The following is a 20,975-nucleotide window of genomic DNA, read 5'->3' as shown; positions in this document are numbered from 1 at the left end:
CCGCGCTCCTTTCGAGGTCGAGATCGGGTCGAACCGGGTGACATCGGTCGAATTCGGGCAATAGTCGGCCACGAATCGAATGTTCGGCCAGGGTCGGCCGATGTTCATTCGTAGGTCGCGATCGAACGATGATGGTGGCACTTAAGGCATGGATTGATAGCTACTTTAGTCTCGCCGTGACGTAGTTGTTATCAAGCCGATATCACGAGCCGAAGTAAGCGCCCGTCTAGCGGATACCCTGACTCCGTACCTGGGCGTTACCTGAAGGGGTGGCGCCGGGATCCGTCGCACCGAATGCCGCGGGTTCGTACACCTATTGATCGATCTCAGGGGAGTGAGATGCAGCACCTTGGTGAATTGCCGCGTAATTCTGCGCGGTCCAGATGGCGGCGCCCAGCCGTGATCGCCACCGCTTCGGCGGCGGCGCTCTCGCTCGGCGCCATCGGTCTTGCGGGTGGGTTCCCGCCGGCCTCGGCGGCGACGGGGGACGAGAGCGAGGCACAGGCGCGACTCATCGACGGGTCGCTCCTGAGCAGCCTCGACGTGACTCTGCTCGATGATCTGCTCGCGGCGGTGACGACCGAGGCGGGCAACCCGAGCGATGCGGGCCCGAACAACGGCTCGGTCGACGTCGGTGCGCTCGCCGACAACCTCGCGGTCGACGTCGGCTCGATCTCGCTGCCGCTCATCGACGACGGCGCGAATGGGGGGCTCCTCGATCTCGGCGTGGGCGCCGGACTCGGCGTGCTCAACGGCTACGCCGCGGCCCCGAACGGCCAGGAGGCCCACGCGGCCTCCGGCGCGGTGACCGGTCAGGGCGCCATCGACGTGGGCGAGAGCGGCGACGCCATGATGGCCCGCGTCGACCTCACTGCCCTCCTCGGACAGCTCGGCATCGACGGTCTGACCGACACCGTGGTCGACGACCTGTCGATCGGACTCGGTGCCCTCGCCACGACCGCCGACCAGACGGCTCCGGACGCGGCGACGAGCGCCTACGAGATCGCGGGCGCAGAGCTGACGCTCCACAGCCCGGCCGTGGCCGGCCTGTCCGACACGGTCACATCCGTCGTCGATAGTGCCGAGACCGCCGTCAATGGCGTGCTCGGCCCGGACGGCACCGTGCAGGGCGCCCTCGACGCACTCACGCTGGCACCGATTTCGATCGATCTCGGCATCGCGAAGGTGAGCGTCGATCTCGGTTCGCCCGACCTCAATGCGACCGTCGACCTCGGATCCGTCGTCGACGACGTGCTCGGACAGGCACTGACGGACGCCGACGGCATCGTCGGAATCGATCTGAGCACCGGCACGATCACGGTGAACCTCGCGGCACTGCACGCCGACGGCCTCAACAGCCTCGACCCGAACACGAATATCCTCCAGACCGGTGAGATCGACCGGATCACCACCGCGATCGCGAACGCGCTCGGCGACCTGACCGACAATCTCGACACCGCGATCCGCGACGCGGTCGCCGGCATCGACCTCACGATCACGCTCAATCCGACCGTCGGTGGCGACGTCCTCCTCATCACGATCGGCGGCGACGTCGGCATCTCCATCAACGGGACCGTCGGTGACTTCCTCGGCCTCGACGGCAGCGCCGAGCCGGTCGTCGACGTCACGACCACCGTCGAGGTCTGCCTGATCCTTGGAGCGTGTGTCGACCTTGGCAAGGGCCTGCTCGAGACCGCCCTCGAAGGCACGGTCAGCACGCTCCTGTCCACCGTCGGTACCGCCCTCGAGGGCGTCCTCGACACCGCCGTCGGCGGACTCGGTGACACGGTCGGCGGCGCCGTCTCCGGCGTGCTCACCGTGCTCGCCCCGCTCGACCTGGTGCTCGAGCAGATCGTCACCCTCACGGTCAATGCGCAGCCGACCGAACTCGACCCCGCCCAGGAGGGCGACCTCGGAGCCGACTCCTTCACGGTGCGCGCGCTCTCGATCGCACTCCTGCCCGGAGTCCTCGGCGGCGTCACGCTCGACCTGGCCTCCTCCAGCGTCCACACGACCGCGCTCGCGCCCGTGGCGGACGTGACGATCACGGCCCCCACCGCCGGCCAGGCATTCACGATCGCACCGGGTGAGACCGGCGCCGACGTCACCGTCAGCGGCACCGGCGAGGTCGGCGCGGACGTCACCGTGACGGTCGGAGCCGACGAGCAGGCGACCACGGTCGCCGGCGACGACACCTGGTCGGTCACGGTGACCGACCTCGGCGCCGGAGACCACACCGCCACGGCAGCGCAGGACTTCGACGGCGCCACCTCCACGGCGAGCGTTGACTTCGTGGTCGAGGCCCCGGCCGACGCCGACAGCTACGAGCCGGCGTACGCGGCCACGGACGCGGTGCCGAACCAGCCCGCGACCTCGGCCGCGCCGACGTTCACCGACGCCGGCGGCGCCGCGACGACCGCCCCGACCGGAACCTCCTACGCCATCGGCCCGGACGCTCCGACCGGCGCGAGCGTCGACCCCGCCACGGGTGAGGTCACCTGGACTCCGGCGGACTCCGACGCCGGCACGACGGTCACGGTTCCCGTGGTCGTCTCCTACCCGGACGCCACGACCGACGCGGCAGGCGCCCCGTTCACGGTGGGTGACCTGGCCGGTGCCTACAACCCCGCCTACGCGACGACGGCCGCCGTGCCGGGTGCGCAGGCGACCTCGGACGCGCCGACGTTCACCGACGCCGCAGGCGCGACGGTGACCATGCCCACCGATGCGACGTTCGCACTCGACTCGGCCGCACCGAGCGGTGCCGACATCGACGGCGCCACCGGCGTCGTCACCTGGACGCCGGGCATCGAGGCCGCGAACACCATCGCCGACATCCCGGTCCTGGTGACCTACGCCGACGACTCGAGCGACGCCGTCGACGCGCCGTTCGAGGTGGGTTCCGTCGCGGACGCGCTCGCTCCGGCATACGCCCCGACCGACGCGCAGCCGAACGTCGAGGCCACCTCGCAGGAGCCCACGTTCACCGACACGACCGGTGCGACGATCGACGCGCCCACGGGCACGACCTTCGCGCTCGGCGCGAGTGCACCGGCCGGCGCGGAGATCGACGGCTCGACCGGCGCGATCACGTGGACCCCGGGCACGGACGACGCGAACTCCGTGGTCAACATCCCGGTCGTGGTCACCTACCCGGACGACTCGAGCGATGATGCGACCGCCGCGTTCAACGTCGGCGACGTGCTCGACTCGGACGCCTACACCCCGGCATACGAGTCGACCCCGGTGATCCCGGGCGAGACGGCGACCTCCGAGGTGCCGACGTTCACCGACCTCGCCGGTGACGAGGTCTCCGCCCCGGCGGGCACGACCTTCGCCGCCGGGACCGAGGCGCCCACGGGTGCCGTCGTCAACGAGACGACCGGCGCGGTCACCTGGACCCCGAGCTTCGACCAGGCGAACAGTACCGTCTCCATCCCGGTCGTGGTCACCTATCCGGACGCCACGACGGACGAGGCGACCGCGCCGTTCGAGGTCGGCTCGATCGCCGACGCGCTCACCCCGGCGTACACGGCCACGGACGCCATCCCCGGTGAGTCCGTGACCTCCGAGGTGCCGACCTTCACCGACAACGCCGGTGACGACGCAACCGCCCCGGACGGCACGACCTTCGCCCTGGGCGCGGACGCGCCGAGCGGTGCGGCCATCGACGCCGGCACCGGTGCCGTGACCTGGACCCCGGGTGCAGGCGATGCGAACAGCACCGTCTCCATCCCGGTCGTGGTCACCTACCCGGACGCCACGACGGACGAGGCGACCGCGCCGTTCGAGGTCGGCTCGATCGCCGACGCCCTCAACCCGGCGTACACGGCCACGGCCGCCGTCCCCGGTGTCGAGGTCACCTCGGAGCCCCCGACGTTCACCGACAACGCCGGTGACGCCGCGGACGCCCCGGACGGCACGACCTTCGCCCTGGGCGCGGGCGCGCCGAGCGGCGCGACGATCGACACCGCCACCGGTGCCGTGACGTGGACCCCGGCCATCGCGGACGCGGGCAGCACCGTCACGATCCCGGTCGTGGTGCTCTACCCGGACGCCTCCTCGGACGAGGCCGACGCCCCGTTCCAGGTCGGCGACCTGGCGGAGGCCTACACGCCGGCGTACGCCGACACGGCCGCGTTCCCCGGGGTCGAGGTGACGACGGCGCCGCCGACGTTCACCGACGGCAAAGGTGAGACGGCCGACGCTCCCGAGGGCACGATCTTCGCGCTCGGGGCGGATGCCCCGGCCGGTGCGACGATCGACGGCTCGACCGGCGTGATCACGTGGACCCCGGGCGCGGGCGACGCGAACAGCACGGTCGACATCCCGGTCGTGGTCACCTATCCGGACGACTCCACCGACGACGTGAACGCCGCGTTCGTCGTGGGCACCATCGCGGACGACCTCACCCCGGCCTACGGCACGACCGAGGCCACGGTCGACACGCCCGTCACCTCCGACCCGCCCACCTTCACCGGCGGTGACGGTCCCGCGGAGGCACCGACGGGTACGACCTTCGCCCTCGGCGACGACGCTCCCGCCGGCGCGTCGATCGACGAGGAGACCGGGGCCATCACCTGGACCCCGACCCAGGCGGACTCCGGCACGACCGTGCAGATCCCCGTCGTGGTGACCTACCCGGACGCCTCGAGCGACACCGTCGAGGCCCCGTTCGACGTCCAGGTCTCCAACGCGGATGCGTCGGCTTCGGCTGCGGCGTCGGCGAATGCGGATGACGACTCCAATGCGGCGGCTCAGGCGGCTGCGCAGGCGGCGGCGACCGCGGATGCGGACACGACGGCCTCGGCTGCGGCGGATGCCTCGGCGGAGTCGGCTGCTGCGGTGGCTGCGAATGCGGATGCGTCCTCGGATGCCTCGAGTGACGTGAGTTCGGATGCGAATGCGGCGGCTGCTGCGTCGTCGCAGGCTGCGGCGAATGCGGATGCGACCTCGCAGGCGGATGCGAATGCGTCGGCGGCGTCCTCGGCTGCTGCGGATGTCAATGCCGCGGCTGCCTCGGATGCGTCGTCGGAGGCGGCTGCGAATGCGGATGCGTCCTCGGCGGCCTCGGCGGATGCCTCGGCTGATGCGAACGCGGATCTGAATGCGGATGCGTCGGCTTCAGCTGCGGCGTCGGCGAATGCGGATGACGACTCCAATGCGGCGGCTCAGGCGGCTGCGCAGGCGGCGGCGACCGCGGATGCGGACACGACGGCCTCGGCTGCGGCGGATGCCTCGGCGGAGTCGGCTGCTGCGGTGGCTGCGAATGCGGATGCGTCCTCGGATGCCTCGAGTGACGTGAGTTCGGATGCGAATGCGGCGGCTGCTGCGTCGTCGCAGGCTGCGGCGAATGCGGATGCGACCTCGCAGGCGGATGCGAATGCGTCGGCGGCGTCCTCGGCTGCTGCGGATGTCAATGCCGCGGCTGCCTCGGATGCGTCGTCGGAGGCGGCCGCGAATGCGGATGCGTCCTCGGCGGCCTCGGCGGATGCCTCGGCTGATGCGAACGCGGATCTGAATGCGGACGCCTCGGCTGCGGCCGAAGCCTCGGCGAACGTCGATGCCGAGGCCTCGGCGAACGCGAGCGCCGAGACCGAAGGCACCGCCGACGATCAGGGTGCTGCGGCCGACGCGCAGGGCGCGTCCGCCCAGTCGTCCGCGGCGGCGAACGGCTCCGGCGACGGGCAGCTGCCCGACACCGGGTCGACGCTCAACCTGCCGGCGATCCTGGGCGCGATGCTCCTGGCCCTGCTCGGGGCGGGCGTGCTCGTGGCCAACCGCAAGCGCGGCTGACACGATCCGAGCCCATCGGTGAATGAATGAGGTTCGGCCCCGCATCCAGCATGCGGGGCCGAACCTCATTCGGCTGCGGAGCCAGGCCCCCTGTCGGTCGGATAAGGTTCCGCGTGGAGAAGATGCGATGAAGCCCAACGAAGATTCGAACCCGAACCCGAACCCGACGCCCGCGCGCCCGGCGGTGCACAGCGGACTGACCACGGCGAAACGCGTCGTCATCCTGCTGGCGGTGTTCTTCACCGCGTTCCACGTGTTCGCGACGTTCCTGTGGATCGCGCCCACCTCCGCGCTGCGGGACGTCATCCCCGGCAAGGTGCTGCACAACTACATGATCCCCATGTTCGGTCAGAGCTGGAGCGTCTTCGCCCCCGACCCGATCAACGGGGACTACCGGCTGCAGGTGCGTGCCGTCGTCGAGACCGACGGGCAGCCGGTCGAGACCGAGTGGGTCGACGCGACCGCGGCGGAGCTGACCATGCACATGCACAACCTGTTCCCGCCCCGGGCGGCGATGTCGGCGAACGACGTCGCCTCCCGGGTCAAGGGTGCCTTCGACAAGCTCGACAAGGACCAGAAGGACGTCGTGGCCCTCGGGTACTACGACGGCGACGACTGGCGCGATCGGATGGAGACCGCGCTGCGCGCCTACGACGACGACGGCGTCACCCGCTACATGAAGGCCGACCGGCTCGCGTCGGCCTACTCCACGCAGGTGGCCTACGCGATGTGGGGCGAGGACGTGACCCAGGTTCAGTTCAGCGTGAGCCGGCAGAACGTCGTGCCCTACGAGAAGCGGAACGATCCCGAGGCCGAGCGGCCCGGCGTGCAGGCCGTGCCCATCGGCTGGCGCGGCCTGGTCGAGGAGCCCGGACAGTCCCGGGAGAACTTCGCCGAGATCTTCCTCACCGGAGTGGAGGAGTCCGGCCGATGACCGACACGACACGCGACGCCGGCCCGCAGGAGGGCGCTACGGCGCCCGAGCAGGCAGACCGGGGCGAGGCGCCGTCGTCCACGCGCCGCGGCCCGCTCACCGCCGCCGGATCACTGGCCGGCACCCTCCTGAGCGAACTGTTCGGTGTCCTCGGCCGCGGGCTCGATCGCGGGATCGAGCGGATCGAGTACTGGCTCGTCGACGCCCGGCACGCCCGGTACGGACTCGCGATCACGCGGATCCTGCTCGGGCTCACCGGACTCGGGCTGCTCATCACGAACTTCCGCACCCGCTACTACGCCTTCGGCAGCGGGTCGGCGTGGAACGGTGAGGCCGCGCAGCCGGTGAGCGACTTCCCGCAGATCTGGATCTTCAGCCTCTTCCACCGGCTCGCGCTGCACGACGGGTGGTTCACGCTCGCCTGCCTCGTGCTCGGCGCCCTCGCCGTGCTCGTGATCCTCGGGTGGCGCACGAAGATCGTCCTGCCGATCTTCTTCGTCGGGTGGGTCTCGTTCATCGAGGTGAACGACGCGCTCGGCGACCAGGGCGACAACATGTACCGCATCACGCTCCTCGCGCTCCTGTTCGCCGACACCGCCGGGCGCTGGTCCCTCGACGCGCGCCGGCGCGGGCGAGGGCAGGCGCTCCGCGGCCCCTGGTGGAAGCGCGCCTGGCACGGCGGGGAGTTCGCCCCGGCCTGGCTCACGAACACGCTCCACAACCTCGCCCTCGTCGCCGTGGCGACCCACGTGTGCTTCGTCTACGCCTCCGGCGCGCTGTACAAGGCGGGCGGGGCCGCGTGGCAGCACGGCTACGCGATCTACAACCCGCTGCAGACGCAACGGTTCGGACCGTGGCCCGAGCTGAGCGACCTGTTCACCACGTGGGGCCCGATGGTCGCCGTGATCTCGTGGACCTCGATCATCCTGCAGATGTCGTTCCCGATGATGCTCATGCGCCGGCCGACCCGGATCATCGCGCTCTTCGGGATCTGCGGCTTCCACATCGGCATCGCCGTGCTCATGGGGCTGCCGTGGTTCTCGCTCGCGATGATCGCGATCGATGCGATCTTCGTGCGGGATGTGACCTGGGCCCGGCTCGCCGGCCGGATCGGCGACGGCTGGCGCCAGGCCCGGGCCGGGGATCGCGGGGACCCGGACGGCGACGACACCCCCGAACGCGGGGCCACCCCGGCGACGGAGGAGTCCGAGCAGGCCCGGGAGGTGGCGGCCCCGGACGAGGCGCCCGAACCGGCCCGATGACGGCCCCCGCCACATCCGGCACGCGGTGACCCTCCCGCCGGCCCGCCCGCCGCTCTCCCGCGAGGGCCGGCTCGTGCTGTGGATCGCGATCCTCGCCTCGTTCGTCGCGTTCCTCGACGGCACGGTCGTCAACGTGGCCCTGCCCGCCATCGAGAACGAACTGGGCGGCGGGCTCGTGACCCAGCAGTGGGTCGTCGACGCCTATCTCATCACGCTCGGCGCGCTCATCCTCGTGGCCGGCTCCCTCAGCGACGTGTTCGGGCGGATCGTCGTGATCCGGGTCGGGCTCATCGGCTTCGGCCTCACGTCCGTGGCCGTGGGGCTCGCCCCGACCGCGCTCACGATGATCCTCGCCCGCGGCGCCCAGGGCATCGCCGGGGCCATGCTCGTGCCGAGTTCGCTCGCCCTGATCACCTCGACGTTCGGCGGCCGCGCCCAGAGCCGCGCGATCGGCACCTGGACCGGCGCGACCACGACGGCGATGGTCGTGGGCCCGGTGCTCGGCGGCGCCCTCGTGGACCTGGCGTCCTGGCGACTCGTGTTCCTCATCAACGTCGTGCCGATCGCGATCACGCTCGGACTGCTTCACCGGCTCGCCCGCACGGGCCGGCGCGATCGGCGCGATCCCGCGGCGCGGGTCGACTGGCCCAGCGCCGCCCTGTGCACGATCGGCCTGAGCGGGGTGGTGTTCGCACTCATCGAACAGGGCCGGCTCGGGTGGTCGGCGGCGACGATCTGGGGACCGTTCGCCGTCGGAGCGATCTGCCTGGGCGTGTTCCTCGCGCGGCAACGGCGGCTGCCGCAGCCGATGATGCCGCTCACGCTGTTCCGGGTGCGCAACTTCTCCCACGGGAACCTCGCCACCACGTTCGTGTACGCCGCGCTCGGCCTCTACGGGCTCGTCGTGGCGGTGTACCTCCAACAGGGCGCCGGCATGCCGGCCACGGTCGCCGGGTTGGTTTTGCTCCCGCCGACGATCCTCATGATCCTCGGCAGCTCCCGGGTCGGGGACCGGGCGGGGCGCGTCGGCCCGCGGGCGTTCATGACCGCCGGGCCGATCGTCATGGCCGCCGGCGCGCTCGGGCTGCTGCGGGTCGCGGACTCCTTCGACCTGTGGACGCAGGTGCTGCCCTCGGTGGTCGTGTTCGGGATCGGATTGACGTTGACGGTCGCGCCGCTCACCTCGGCGGTGCTCGGGTCGATCGAACCCGCGCGCGCGGGGATCGCCTCGGCGATCAACAACGCCATCGCCCGCGTGGCCGGGCTGCTCGCCGTGGCGGCCCTCGGACCGATCACCGGCGGCGTGCTCGACCTCGGCGGGTTCCACCGCGTCGCCGTCGTCGTCGCGGTGCTGCTCGCCCTCGGCGGCCTCGCCTCCTACGCGGGCATCCGCAACCCCTCCGCACCCGAGCCCGGATGACACCGCCGGCCGGGCCCGTCGAGGCGGCTTAGAATCGAGGGCATGTCGTCGGCTGATTTCGTCCACCTGCACGTCCACACCGAGTACTCCATGTTGGACGGCGCAGCTCGCCTCGACGACCTGTTCGCCGAGGCGCAGCGGCTCGGGCAGACCTCGCTGGCCATGACCGACCACGGCTACCTGTTCGGCGCGTACGACTTCTGGCGCACCGCACGCAAGCACGACATCAAGCCGATCATCGGCGTCGAGGCCTACGTCACCCCCGGCACGAGCCGCTTCGACAAGACCCGGGTCCGCTGGGGGGAGGAGTCCCAGCGCGGCGACGACGTCTCCGGCAGCGGCGCCTACACCCACATGACCCTGCTCGCGGAGAACACCGCGGGCATGCACAACCTGTTCCGGATGAGTTCCCTCGCCTCGCTCGAGGGCCAACTGGGCAAGTGGCCGCGCATCGACCGCGATCTGCTGCAGCGCTACTCCGGTGGGCTCATCGGCACGAGCGGTTGTGCGTCGGGGGAGGTGCAGGTCAAGCTGCGGCTCGGGCAGCGCGAGGCCGCCCGCCGGGCCGCCGGTGAGATGCAGGACATCCTCGGCAAGGACAACTTCTTCATCGAGATCATGGACCACGGCGCCGACATCGAGCGGCGCACGATCAGCGAGCTGCTCGAACTCGCGACGGAGCTCGACGCGCCGCTGCTCGCCACGAATGACCTGCACTACACCCGCGCCGAGGACGCCCACTCCCACGAGGCGTTGCTGTGCGTGCAGTCGGCCTCCACCCTCATGGAGCCCACCTACGACCAGGGGGGAAAGCGGTTCGCGTTCTCCGGGCAGGGCTACTACCTCAAGAGCGCCGCGGAGATGCGCTCGATCTTCCCCGATCACCCCCAGGCGTGCGACAACACCCTGCTCGTGGCCGAGCGCTGCGACGTCTCCTTCACCGAGGAGGTCGGGCGCTACATGCCGCACTACCCAGTGCCCGAGGGGGAGGACGAGATCTCCACCTTCGTCAAGGCGGTCGAGGTCGGCCTGCACCGCCGCTACGCCGGCGCCGTGCCCGACGACGTGGACAAGCAGGCGCGGTACGAGATCGAGGTCATCACGTCCAAGGGGTACGCCGGCTACTACCTCGTGGTCGCGGACTTCATCAACTGGGCCAAGGACAACGGGATCCGGGTGGGGCCGGGGCGTGGTTCGGGGGCCGGGTCGATGGCGGCGTACGCCATGGGCATCACCGACCTCGACCCGCTCCAGCACGGGCTCATCTTCGAGCGCTTCCTCAATCCCGAGCGGATGAGCCTTCCCGACTTCGACATCGACTTCGACGAGCGTCGCCGCGGCGAGGTGATCAAGTACGTCTCGGAGCGCTACGGCGAGGAGCAGGTCTCCTACATCGTCACCTACGGCACGATCAAGGCCAAGCAGGCGCTCAAGGACTCCGCGCGCGTGCTCGGCTACGAGTTCTCGATGGGGGAGCGGCTGACCAAGGCGCTGCCGGCCGCGGTCATGGGCAAGGACATCACCCTGAGCGGGACCCACGACCCGGAGGACAAGCGCTACGCCGAGGCCGGCGACTTCCGCGAGCTCATCTCCACCGACCCCGACGCCGCGCGCGTCTTCGACACGGCCAAGGGGCTCGAGAACCTCAAGCGGCAGTGGGGGGTGCACGCGGCCGGGGTGATCATCGCCTCCGAACCGCTCATCGACATCATCCCGATCATGCGCCGCCCCCAGGACGGGGCCGTGATCACCCAGATCGACTTCCCCGCCGGGGAGGATCTCGGGCTGGTCAAGATGGACTTCCTCGGCCTGCGGAACCTGACGATCCTCGACGACGCCCTGGAGAACATCCGCCTCAACGGCAAGGAGCCCGTCGTCATCGAGGACGTGGCCCTCGACGACCGCGACACCTACGCCCTGCTCTCGCGCGGTGAGACCCTCGGGGTGTTCCAACTCGACGGCGGCGGCATGCGCACCCTGCTGCGGCAGATGCGCCCCGACAACTTCGAGGACATCTCGGCGGTCGGCGCGCTCTACCGCCCGGGCCCGATGGGCGCGAACTCCCACACGAACTACGCCCTGCGCAAGAACGGCCTGCAGCCGATCACCCCGCTGCATCCGGGCCTCGCGGGCCCGCTCGACGACATTCTCGGTACCACCTACGGCCTGATCGTGTATCAGGAGCAGGTCATGGAGATCGCCCAGAAGCTCGCCGGGTACACGCTCGGGCAGGCCGACCTGCTCCGCCGAGCAATGGGAAAGAAGAAGAAGGAGGTGCTCGACGCCGAGTACATTCCATTCTCGGGCGGAATGCGCGCGAACGGCTACACCGACGCCGCCATCCAGGCGCTGTGGGACGTGCTCGTGCCGTTCTCCGACTACGCATTCAACAAGGCCCACTCCGCGGCCTACGGCGTGGTCTCCTATTGGACCGCCTACCTCAAGGCGAACTACCCGGTCGAGTACATGGCCGCGCTCCTCACCTCGACCAGGGTCGACAAGGACAAGTCGGCGCTGTACCTCAACGAGTGCCGGCACATGCGTATCACGGTGCTGCCGCCCGACGTCAATGACTCCGTGGGAATGTTCACCGCCGTCGGGGCGGATATCCGATTCGGGATGGCGGCCGTGCGCAACGTCGGCGAGAACGTCGTGGCCGGAATCATCGCGGCGCGCGAGGAGAAGGGCGCCTTCACCTCCTTCAGCGACTTCCTCGAGAAGGTCCCGGCCCAGGTGTGCAACAAGCGCACGATCGAATCGCTCATCAAGGCCGGCGCCTTCGATTCCCTCGGCCACACCCGCCGGTCGCTGCTCATGATCTACGAGCAGGCGATCGACGCGATCGTCGGCGTCAAGCGCAAGGAGGCCGAGGGGCAGTTCGACCTGTTCGCCTCCCTCGACGGCCCGGACGAGGGCGCGACCTTCGCCGTCGAGGTGCCCGACCTGCCCGAGTGGGAGAAGAAGCAGAAGCTCACCTTCGAGCGGGAGATGCTCGGCCTGTACGTCTCGGATCACCCGCTCGCGGGCATCGATCACGTGCTCGAGCAGGCCGCCGACTGCTCGATCGCGACGCTGAACGAGGACGAGTCACGCCCGGACGGCTCCCAGGTGAGCGTCGCGGGGCTCATCACGGCGGTCGACCGGCGCAGCTCCAAGGCCGGACGCCCGTTCGCGATCGTCACGGTCGAGGACATGACCGGAAGCATCGAGATCATGTTCTTCGGGGAGACGTACCTCGCGTACACGACCGCCCTGGCCCAGGACACGGTCATCATCATCAAGGGCCGGGTCCGCCGCCGGGACGAGGAGATGGGCCTGCACGCGGTCGAGGTGACCGTGCCCGACGTCATCGCCGGCGACCACGCGCCGGTGCGGCTGACCATGCCGACCATCCGGTGCACCGAGCCGATGGTCGAGCGGCTGCGCGGGGTCCTCACCACCCACCCGGGCGGATCCGAGGTTCAGCTGTGGCTCACCGCGGGAGACAAGGCCACGATCATGCGTCTGGACGACGGGTTGCGGGTCGAGCGCAATGCCGCACTCTTCGGGGAGCTCAAGGCCCTGCTCGGTCCGAATTGCCTCAACTGATGAGTGTGCGCGTGTGGCGCGTCCGTATTTCTGCAATCGTGATTTCGGCGGAGCCATTGCGTAGGTGAGCCTCGCCTCCGTGAGGATACCCTGGCCTCATCAAGGTGAGCCTCACCTTGCTGGCGGGAATTCATTTCCAGTGCTTCGATTGATTCATGAGCATCAGGGTGCAGGATTCGGGAACGAGCGCCGGCGAATTGGCCGGCCGGCTCAATTGGCTGCGCGCCGGCGTCCTCGGGGCGAACGACGGCATCGTCTCGGTCGCCGCCGTGGTCGTCGGCGTGGCCGGCGTGACCACCGACAGCACGCCCATCCTCATCGCCGGGCTCGCCGCCGTCATCGGTGGGGCGATCTCGATGGCGCTGGGGGAGTACGTCTCGGTCTCCTCCCAGACCGATTCGCAGCGGGCCCTCGGGATCGAGGAGGACGAGGTCGTCAGCCCGTGGCACGCCGCGCTCGCCTCGGCGATCGCCTTCCTCGCCGGCTCCCTTCTGCCGATGCTGGCGGTCATGCTGCCACCCGCGCCGGCCCGGGTCCCGGTCACGTTCGTCGCCGTGTTGCTCGCGCTGGCGCTGACCGGCTGGGTCGCCGCCTGGATCGGCCACGCGAACACCCGCCGAGCCGCGCTGCGAGTGGTCGCCGGCGGCGCCCTCGCCCTGGTGGCCACCTACGGCATCGGACTCTGGCTCAACTCGGCCGGGGTGAGCTTCTGACACGCGAGGGTGAGGCGATTCGTCGCCCCGCCCGCCCGCGGAGCGATAGCGTGAGGGCCAGGACCCGGAGGAGACGACCATGGTCAACAAGCTGAGCCTGCTAGCCAAGGCCCGCGAGCTCGCCGACAAGGCGAGTCGTGCCCCGAGCGGTCGCGCCGCCGACACGGTCCTCGGTGGCCACGAGAAGCGGATGCGCCAGACCGTCGTCGCGATGCGCGCCGGCGTGACCCTCGCGGAGACCGCCAGCCCGCACGAGGTGACGCTGCTCGTGATCTCGGGCCGCCTCTGGCTGGAGTCGGGAGACGATCGCTGGTCCGCCCGCGAATGGGGTTACCTCATCGTTCCCGGCGAGCCCTACAGCGTCGTCGCCGAGACCGACGCGACCTTCCTCCTCACGGTCGGTATGGCCTGACCCGCGTCGCACGCGCGACGTAGGACGACGCGCGCCTGCTCCGGTAGCCGAGGCGAATCGAGGAGCGTCCGCTGCGTCCGGAGCGCGAAGCGGGATGGGCGCGCGTGCACGGTGACCGAGGTGTGGGCAACCCGGCCGGGCGGCGACGACCGACCGTAGGATGGGTCCCGTGATACGCACGATCGATCTTCGTGGCCAGCACCTCGACGCGGCAGACCTGGAGAGCAGGTTGCCCCGGGCCGAGGTGGACATCGACGTCGCTCTCGAGCGGGTGCGTCCGATCCTGCAGCGCGTGCGCACCGAGGGCGCCGCGGCGCTCGGCGACCTGGCCGAACAGTTCGACGGCGTCCGCCCCGCCCGGTTGCGCGTGCCCGCCGAGGCGATCGCAGCGGCCGAGGCGGCCCTTCCGGCCGACCTGCGGGCGGCGATCGTGGAGGCGATCCGCCGTGCCCGCGCCGCACACACGGCCCAGCTGCCCCAGCCGGCCACGACCGAGCTCGGCCCCGGCGCACTCGTGCACCAGCGCTGGATCCCCGTGCGGCGCGTCGGACTCTACGTGCCCGGCGGGCTCGCCGCGTACCCGTCGTCGGTCATCATGAACGCCGTCGCGGCCCAGGTCGCCGGCACCCGCTCCATCGCGCTCGCCTCCCCTCCGCAGAAGGACAACGACGGCCTGCCGAACGCCACGGTGCTCGCCGCGTGCGCGCTCATGGGCATCGAGGAGGTCTATGCCGTGGGCGGCGCCCAGGCCGTGGGGATGTTCGCCTACGGCGTGGATTCGCGAACGGACGGCGCACCCGACCCGGGCAACTCCTGCCCGCCCGTCGATGTGGTCACCGGGCCCGGCAACATCTACGTCGCCGCCGCCAAGCGCGCCGTGCTCGGCGTCATCGGGATCGACTCCGAGGCCGGCACGACCGAGATCGGCATCCTCGCCGACGACACGGCCGACCCGACGTGGGTGGCGGCCGACCTCATCTCCCAGGCCGAACACGACCCGGCCGCCGCCTCCGTGCTCGTGACCGCGTCGACCGAGCTCGCGGACGCCGTGCGGGAGGCGCTCGAACACCAGGTCACCCTCGCCAAGCACAGCGACCGGATCGCCACGGCGCTCGGGGGCCCGCAGTCCGCGATCGTCCTCGTCGACGATCTCGAGGCCGGCGTGGCCGTCGTCGACGCCTATGCCGCCGAGCACCTCGAGATCCAGACGGCCGACGCCTCCGCGCTCGCGGCCCGGATCAGCAACGCGGGCGCCATCTTCGTGGGGCCGTACTCGCCCGTGCCGCTGGGCGACTACATCGCGGGCTCGAACCACGTGCTGCCCACGGGCGGCACCGCCCGATTCTCCTCCGGGCTCGGAGTGCAGGCATTCCTCAAGTCCGTGCAGGTGGTCGACTACACCGCCGACGCGCTCGCCGAGGTGACCGACGCGCTGAGCGTCCTCGCCGAGGCCGAGGATCTTCCGGCTCACGCCTACGCGGCCCGGATCCGTCGCGGCGACTGAGCCGTTCACAGGAGTGCCCCGACCTCGGTGGCCTCGGTGGCCTGAGTGGACTCGGCGGCCTTGGTGGCGCGGAATCGAGGTGACGCGCGGTCTCGCGCCGCGTACGGTATGGGCATGGACGCCGTATTCCGCATGATCCGTAGCACCGGATTCCGCCGTGGCCCCGCGCGCATCCTCGGTGGCATCTGCGGGGGCATCGCCGCGGCGACCGGGGTCAACGTGCTCTGGATCCGCGTGGCCGTGCTCGTGCTCTTCCTGCTGCCGGTCTTCGGCTTCGGGTTGTACCTGCTCGTCTGGGCGCTCACGCCCTGGGGCGCCGGGGCGATCCCCGCGGAGCGATTTCTCGACGGCTGGGCGGGTCGCTCCTGAGGCCGGCCGGCGGCCCGCCCGCGGTCCGACCGGTGATCCGACCGTGATCCGACCCGGAGGGTTTCCCCCAGGAAGAATCCGGGTGATCCCCGATTCCGTGCACCCATCCCATGATCTACCGTGTTCGCAGGACGCGAGGAGATGACATGTTCGATGCGGTGACCGAGATCGTGCTGGCCACGGCGGCGTCCGCCTGGGTGCTGCCCGTCCTGTTCGTGTGCACGCTGATCGATGGGGTCTTCCCGCCGATTCCGAGTGAGTCCGTGGTCATCGCTCTCGCGAGCCTCTCGGTCACCCATGAGGGCCCGGCCCTCGGATGGATCGTCCTCGTGGCCGCGCTCGGTGCCTTCGCGGGGGACAACCTCGCCTACCTCATCGGCTCGAAGCTGCCGGTGCACCGCTTCGGCGTCTTCCAGCGCCCCAGGGGAGCGAAGATGTTGGCGTGGGCCGAGCGGGCGCTGGCCCGCCGCGGAGTCGTCTTCATCCTGGCCGCCCGCTATGTTCCGATCGGGCGCGTCGCAGTGAACATGACCGCCGGTGCGGTGGGCTACCCCTACCGCCGGTTCGTCCTCGTCTCGGGGGTGGCCGCCGTGATGTGGGCCGGCTACTCCATGGCGCTGGGACTGAGCGCCGGCGCGGTGCTCGACGAGCATCCGCTCATCGCGATCGCAGCGGGCGTCGTGCTCGGGGTGAGCATCGGCTGGGTCATCGACCTCGCCTTCCGAAGATTCTTCGACGACGGCACCGACGCACTCGACATGCTCGACACGGCGGATGAGGCGGGGTCGGCCGGCGCGGTCGCCGAGGAGCCCGCCGGTGCGGCGTCCGAGCCCGTCGAACTGGACCTGACCCCCTGACCGTGCCGGGCGGTCCCCGTCGCGGCGGGGCGACGGTCGTGTCCGGTCAGGTCAGGGCCGCGTCGTCCCGTTCTCCGGTGCGGACCCGGACGGCCTCCTCGACCGGCAGCACCCAGACCTTGCCGTCCCCGGGAACCTCGGTGCGGGCGGCGTCGACGATGACCTGCACGATCCGGGGCGTCTGGGAGTCCTCGGCGAGGATCTCCACCCGGATCTTCTGCAGCAGGGCCACCGTGTAGGAGGCGCCCCGGTACACCTCGCGGTGACCGTGGTAGTCCTCCCGATGTCCGTGCTGGGCGCCGTAGCCGGCGGCGTCCGAGATCGTCATGCCGTGGATGCCGAAGTCCTCGAGCGCCTCCTTGGTCTGCGGGAAGCACTCGGGGCGGATGACGGCGGTGATGAGCTTCATGGTGTTCTCCTCAGGTCCGGAGCTGATGGTCGAGGTCGATGGGCCGGGGGCCGCTCAGCCGCGGACCGAGAACTGGCCCGAGGTGCCCGAGGCGAAGGAGTAGGCGGTCTCGGCGTGTTCGCCCAGGTCGATCCCCTGCACCTCGGACCTCTCGTCGACCCGGAAGCCGATCGTTCGGTCGACGAGCGCGGCGATCGCCCACGTCACGAGCCCGCCGAAGACGACGGTCACGAGCACCGTGACGACCTGTGCGGCGAGGAGACCGGGGCCGCCGCCGTAGAACAGGCCCGCGCGCCCGATCGCCGGGGACGCGATGAACCCGAGCGCCACGGTGCCCACGATGCCGGAGACGAGGTGCACGCCGACGACGTCGAGTGAGTCGTCGTAGCCGAGGCGGTACTTGAGCCCGACGGCGAAGGCGGAGGCCACCCCGGCGCAGGCACCGAGCACGATGGCCCACGCAGGCGTGATGTTCGCGCACGTGGGCGTGACGGCCACGAGCCCGGCCACGACCCCCGAGGCCGCGCCCAGGGTGGTCGCGTGACCGTCGCGGAACCGCTCGACCACGAGCCACGAGAGCATCGCGGCACCGGGGGCCACGAGCGTGTTGATCCAGATGAGGCCCGCCTGCGCGCCGTCGGCCGCGGCCCCGGCGTTGAAGCCGAACCACCCGAACCAGAGGATCCCCGCTCCGAGCATGACGAGCGGAAGGTTGTGCGGCCGCTGGTTCTGGTCGGTGCCGAAGCCGCGCCGGGCGCCGAGGACGAGGCAGAGCACGAGCGCCGCCACCCCGGCGTTGATGTGCACGACCGTTCCGCCGGCGAAGTCGATCGCCTCGCCGAGCCGCCGGCCGATGACCCCGTCCCGCATGAGCCCACCCGTGCCCCACACCATGAAGGCGACCGGCGCGTAGACGAGCGTGACCCACAGCGGCACGAACAGGCACCAGGCGCCGAACCGTGCCCGGTCGGCCACCGCCCCGGAGATGAGCGCGACGGCGATGATCGCGAACGTGGCCGAGAATCCGACCAGGAGCAGGTCGCCGCGGGCCAGCGCGTCGATCGAGCCGAGGTCGGAGAACGGATTGCCCGCGAGACCCGGCACGAACTCGTCCCCGGCGGCGATCGACTGGCCCCACAGCACCCAGACCACCCCGACGATGCCGATCGCCACGAAGCTCATCATCAGCATGTTCAGGGCCGCCTTGACCCGGGTCATCCCGCCGTAGAAGAACGCGAGGCCCGGGGTCATGAGCAGCACGAGCGCCGCGGCCACCATGGTCCAGACGGTCGGAGCGTCCAAAGAGTCCATCGCCTGCCTCCTCCAGCTAAACCATCTCGATATCAAGACATTGCTGGAATATTACGCAACGATGGCTCAAGCGCTGTCAAGGGGTGATCGCATCATGGGCATGGCGACGGCTTGGCGTGCCCAAGGGGTGATCTTGGCGTGTGCTTGGTGTTGGGTGGGTCGGAGCCCGAACGGACGCGTGCCCGACCTACCCGAGCCCGAGGGTGAGTGGATACACGGCTCGTGCCCCGGCCGCGACGAGCAGCCGCGCGGCCACGGTGAGCGTCCAGCCGGAGTAGGTGACGTCGTCCAGCAGGAGGATCGATCGGCCCGCCACTGCCAGGTCGGGCAGTCGCAGGCGCCGGGCCACCGCCGCTAGCCGGTGGGCCGAGTTCACATCCCTGCTCGTGGGCTCGAGCTGCTCCGCGCGCGCGCCGAGCGCCCCGAGGATCGGGACCTCCAGGAGGGCGGCGGTGCCGCCGGCGAGATGGCGCACCAACCGGGGACGCGTGACCGAATCGACCGCGACGATCGCCTCGACCGGCGGCCGCCAGTCCGACAGGAGCGCGCTCAGGGGCCCGCGCAGCCGGTCCGGCACGTCGCCGTCGGGCCCGGTCACGCAGTCGCGCACGGCCAGCGAGAGCCCGAGGCCGTCGAGCCGGGCGAGGGCCCGGCCGGGCTCGGCGGGTGGCGAGATCCGCCCGGAGAGGGCGGCTCCGGCGACCGTGACCCCGGCGGCCTTCATCCCGGTGGGCCAGGCCTTGCGCGGGGTGATCTCGACGCCCGGGCGCTCGAGGGCCCGGGCCGCCGCGGTCACGACCTGCACCGCGGGCAGCTCCGGCACCGGCACGCCCCCGCAGTTGTCGCAGCGCCCGCACGGCTCCCCGGTGAGGGTGGGGTCGTCGAGGCAGCGGCGCAGGAACCGCATCCGGCACTCGTTCGTGCTCTCGTAGTCGATCATCGTGGCCTGCTCGGCCCGCCGGGCCTGCTCGACGCGCTCGTAGCGGGCCGCGTCGTAATCCCAGCGATCGCCGGTGGCGATCCATCCGCCGCGCACCCGCCGCACCGCGCCGTCGACGTCGAGCACCTTGAGCATGAGCTCGAGCCGGGTGCGGCGCAGGTCGACGTGGGTCTCGAGCGCCGCGGTCGACATCGGCGCCTGCCCCTCCCGCGGCAGGGCCGCCAGGGCCGCCGAGACCGCCGCCGGCGGCGGGAACGAGAGGGAGCCGAAATAGTCCCAGATCGCGCGGTCCTCCGGACCCGGCAACAACACGACCTCGGCCCGGTCCGTGGCCCGGCCGGCCCGGCCGATCTGCTGGTAGTACCCGATCGGCGAGGCGGGCGCCCCCAGATGGATGACGAACGCCAGGTCGGACTTGTCGAACCCCATCCCGAGGGCGGACGTGGCCACGAGCGCCTTGACCTCGTTCCCCAGCAGCGCCCGCTCCAGCTCCTCCCGGCGGGTGGGGTCGGTCCCGCCCGTGTAGGCGGCCACCTCGTGGCCGGCCTCGCGCAGGAACCGGGCGGTCTCCTCGGCGGCCGCCACCGTGAGGCAGTAGACGATCCCCGAGCCCGCATAGCCGCCGAGCCGCTCCGCCAGCCACGCGAGCCGGGTCGGCTGATCGGCCACCGGCGCGACCGCCAGGCGCAGGCTGGCTCGGTCGAGGCCGCCGCGCAGCGTGAGCACGTCCGCCCCGAGCTGCTCGGCCACGTCGGCACACACGCGCTCGTTCGCGGTCGCCGTGGTCGCCAGCACCGGCACCCTCGTGGGCAGTGCCGCGAGCAGGGTGGAGATCCGCCGATAGTCCGGGCGGAAGTCGTGCCCCCAGTCCGAGATGCAGTGCGCCTCGTCCACGACCACGAGACCCGCCTCGGCCGCCAGGTGCGGCAGCACCTCCGCGGCGAACGTGGGGTTGTTCAGCCGTTCGGGCGAGCACAGCACGATGTCGGCGGCGCCCGCGCGGATCTCCTCGTGCAGGGCGTCCCAGTCGCCCGTGTTGGCCGAGTTGAGCGTGATCGCCCGGATCCCGGCGCGCGTGGCCGCCGCCACCTGATCGCGCATGAGGGCCAGCAGCGGCGAGATGATCAGGGTGGGGCCGCTGCCGCGTTCGCGCAGCAGCGCCGTGGCCACGAAGTACACGGCCGACTTGCCCCATCCCGTGCGCTGCACCACGAGCGCCCGCGCCCGATCCACCACGAGCGCACGGATCGCCTCCCACTGATCCGCGCGCAGCGTCACGCCCTCCCGCCCGACGAGCCGCGTGAGGACGGCGCCCGCCCGCTCCCGTAGTTCGGCCTCCTCGGGGGATCGGGCCGGGGGAGGTGCGCAGGTGGATGCGGCCGGGGCCGCCGTGGGGGAGGAGCTCATCCTGCGAGACTAACCGCGGCCCCCGACACCGGCGACGGGGGGTCCGCGAGCCG

The 20,975-nt window shown here is 71.1% G+C and carries 13 protein-coding genes; 10 read left to right on the top strand and 3 right to left on the bottom strand.

What is annotated here, in order from left to right:
• Nucleotides 1-399: 399 nt before the first annotated feature.
• The 10 genes from GCE65_RS10100 (at nt 400) to GCE65_RS10055 (ending at nt 16,855) form a co-directional block, all read left to right on the top strand.
• The gene (locus GCE65_RS10100) at nt 400-5,796 is read left to right on the top strand and encodes a YPDG domain-containing protein (RefSeq protein WP_194928672.1); all 5,397 of its coding nucleotides are present in this window, start codon (nt 400-402) and stop codon (nt 5,794-5,796) included.
• Between the two features lie 127 nt (nt 5,797-5,923).
• The gene (locus GCE65_RS10095) at nt 5,924-6,730 is read left to right on the top strand and encodes a DUF5819 family protein (protein WP_227993331.1); all 807 of its coding nucleotides are present in this window, start codon (nt 5,924-5,926) and stop codon (nt 6,728-6,730) included.
• Nucleotides 6,727-7,992 (top strand): HTTM domain-containing protein, encoded by a 1,266-nt coding sequence (locus GCE65_RS10090; RefSeq protein WP_152818318.1) that lies wholly within the window; start codon nt 6,727-6,729, stop codon nt 7,990-7,992. The genes GCE65_RS10095 and GCE65_RS10090 overlap by 4 nt, the downstream gene beginning before the upstream one ends.
• Before the next feature lie 25 nt (nt 7,993-8,017).
• A complete protein-coding gene (locus tag GCE65_RS10085) occupies nt 8,018-9,412 on the top strand; it encodes an MFS transporter (RefSeq protein ID WP_153878303.1) in 1,395 nt (464 codons plus the stop codon).
• A gap of 42 nt (nt 9,413-9,454) precedes the next feature.
• Complete coding sequence (gene dnaE / locus GCE65_RS10080) at nt 9,455-13,000, top strand: DNA polymerase III subunit alpha (RefSeq protein WP_152818316.1); 3,546 nt, start codon at nt 9,455-9,457, stop codon at nt 12,998-13,000.
• 155 nt (nt 13,001-13,155) lie between these two features.
• Nucleotides 13,156-13,713 carry a VIT1/CCC1 transporter family protein gene (locus GCE65_RS10075; RefSeq protein ID WP_153878302.1) on the top strand — a complete coding sequence of 186 codons (558 nt, stop codon included), beginning with the start codon at nt 13,156-13,158 and terminating at the stop codon, nt 13,711-13,713.
• 79 nt (nt 13,714-13,792) lie between these two features.
• Nucleotides 13,793-14,125: a LuxR family transcriptional regulator gene (locus GCE65_RS10070; protein ID WP_152818447.1), complete on the top strand. Its 333-nt coding sequence runs from the start codon at nt 13,793-13,795 to the stop codon at nt 14,123-14,125.
• 169 nt (nt 14,126-14,294) lie between these two features.
• Nucleotides 14,295-15,629 carry a histidinol dehydrogenase gene (gene hisD, locus GCE65_RS10065; RefSeq protein WP_153878301.1) on the top strand — a complete coding sequence of 445 codons (1,335 nt, stop codon included), beginning with the start codon at nt 14,295-14,297 and terminating at the stop codon, nt 15,627-15,629.
• Nucleotides 15,630-15,743: 114 nt separating this feature from the next.
• Complete coding sequence (locus GCE65_RS10060) at nt 15,744-15,998, top strand: PspC domain-containing protein (RefSeq protein ID WP_152818312.1); 255 nt, start codon at nt 15,744-15,746, stop codon at nt 15,996-15,998.
• A gap of 146 nt (nt 15,999-16,144) precedes the next feature.
• Nucleotides 16,145-16,855, top strand: coding sequence for a DedA family protein (locus tag GCE65_RS10055; protein ID WP_194928671.1), 711 nt, complete (start codon nt 16,145-16,147; stop codon nt 16,853-16,855).
• A 46-nt stretch (nt 16,856-16,901) separates the two neighbouring features.
• On the opposite strand, the gene GCE65_RS10050 is transcribed toward GCE65_RS10055, so the two are convergent.
• From GCE65_RS10050 to GCE65_RS10040, 3 genes are all read right to left on the bottom strand, one after another.
• A complete protein-coding gene (locus GCE65_RS10050) occupies nt 16,902-17,264 on the bottom strand; it encodes a P-II family nitrogen regulator (protein ID WP_152818310.1) in 363 nt (120 codons plus the stop codon).
• 54 nt (nt 17,265-17,318) lie between these two features.
• Entirely contained in the window at nt 17,319-18,575 is a 1,257-nt protein-coding gene (locus tag GCE65_RS10045) for an ammonium transporter (protein ID WP_153878299.1), read from the bottom strand.
• 187 nt (nt 18,576-18,762) lie between these two features.
• Nucleotides 18,763-20,922, bottom strand: a complete 2,160-nt coding sequence (locus GCE65_RS10040; RefSeq protein ID WP_153878298.1) for a RecQ family ATP-dependent DNA helicase — start codon at nt 20,920-20,922, stop codon at nt 18,763-18,765.
• Nucleotides 20,923-20,975 lie beyond the last annotated feature (53 nt).

The sequence above is a fragment of the Pseudactinotalea sp. HY158 genome (assembly GCF_009660225.1).
GTDB lineage: Bacteria > Actinomycetota > Actinomycetes > Actinomycetales > Beutenbergiaceae > HY158.
This window is presented reverse-complemented; position numbering and strand designations above follow the sequence as displayed.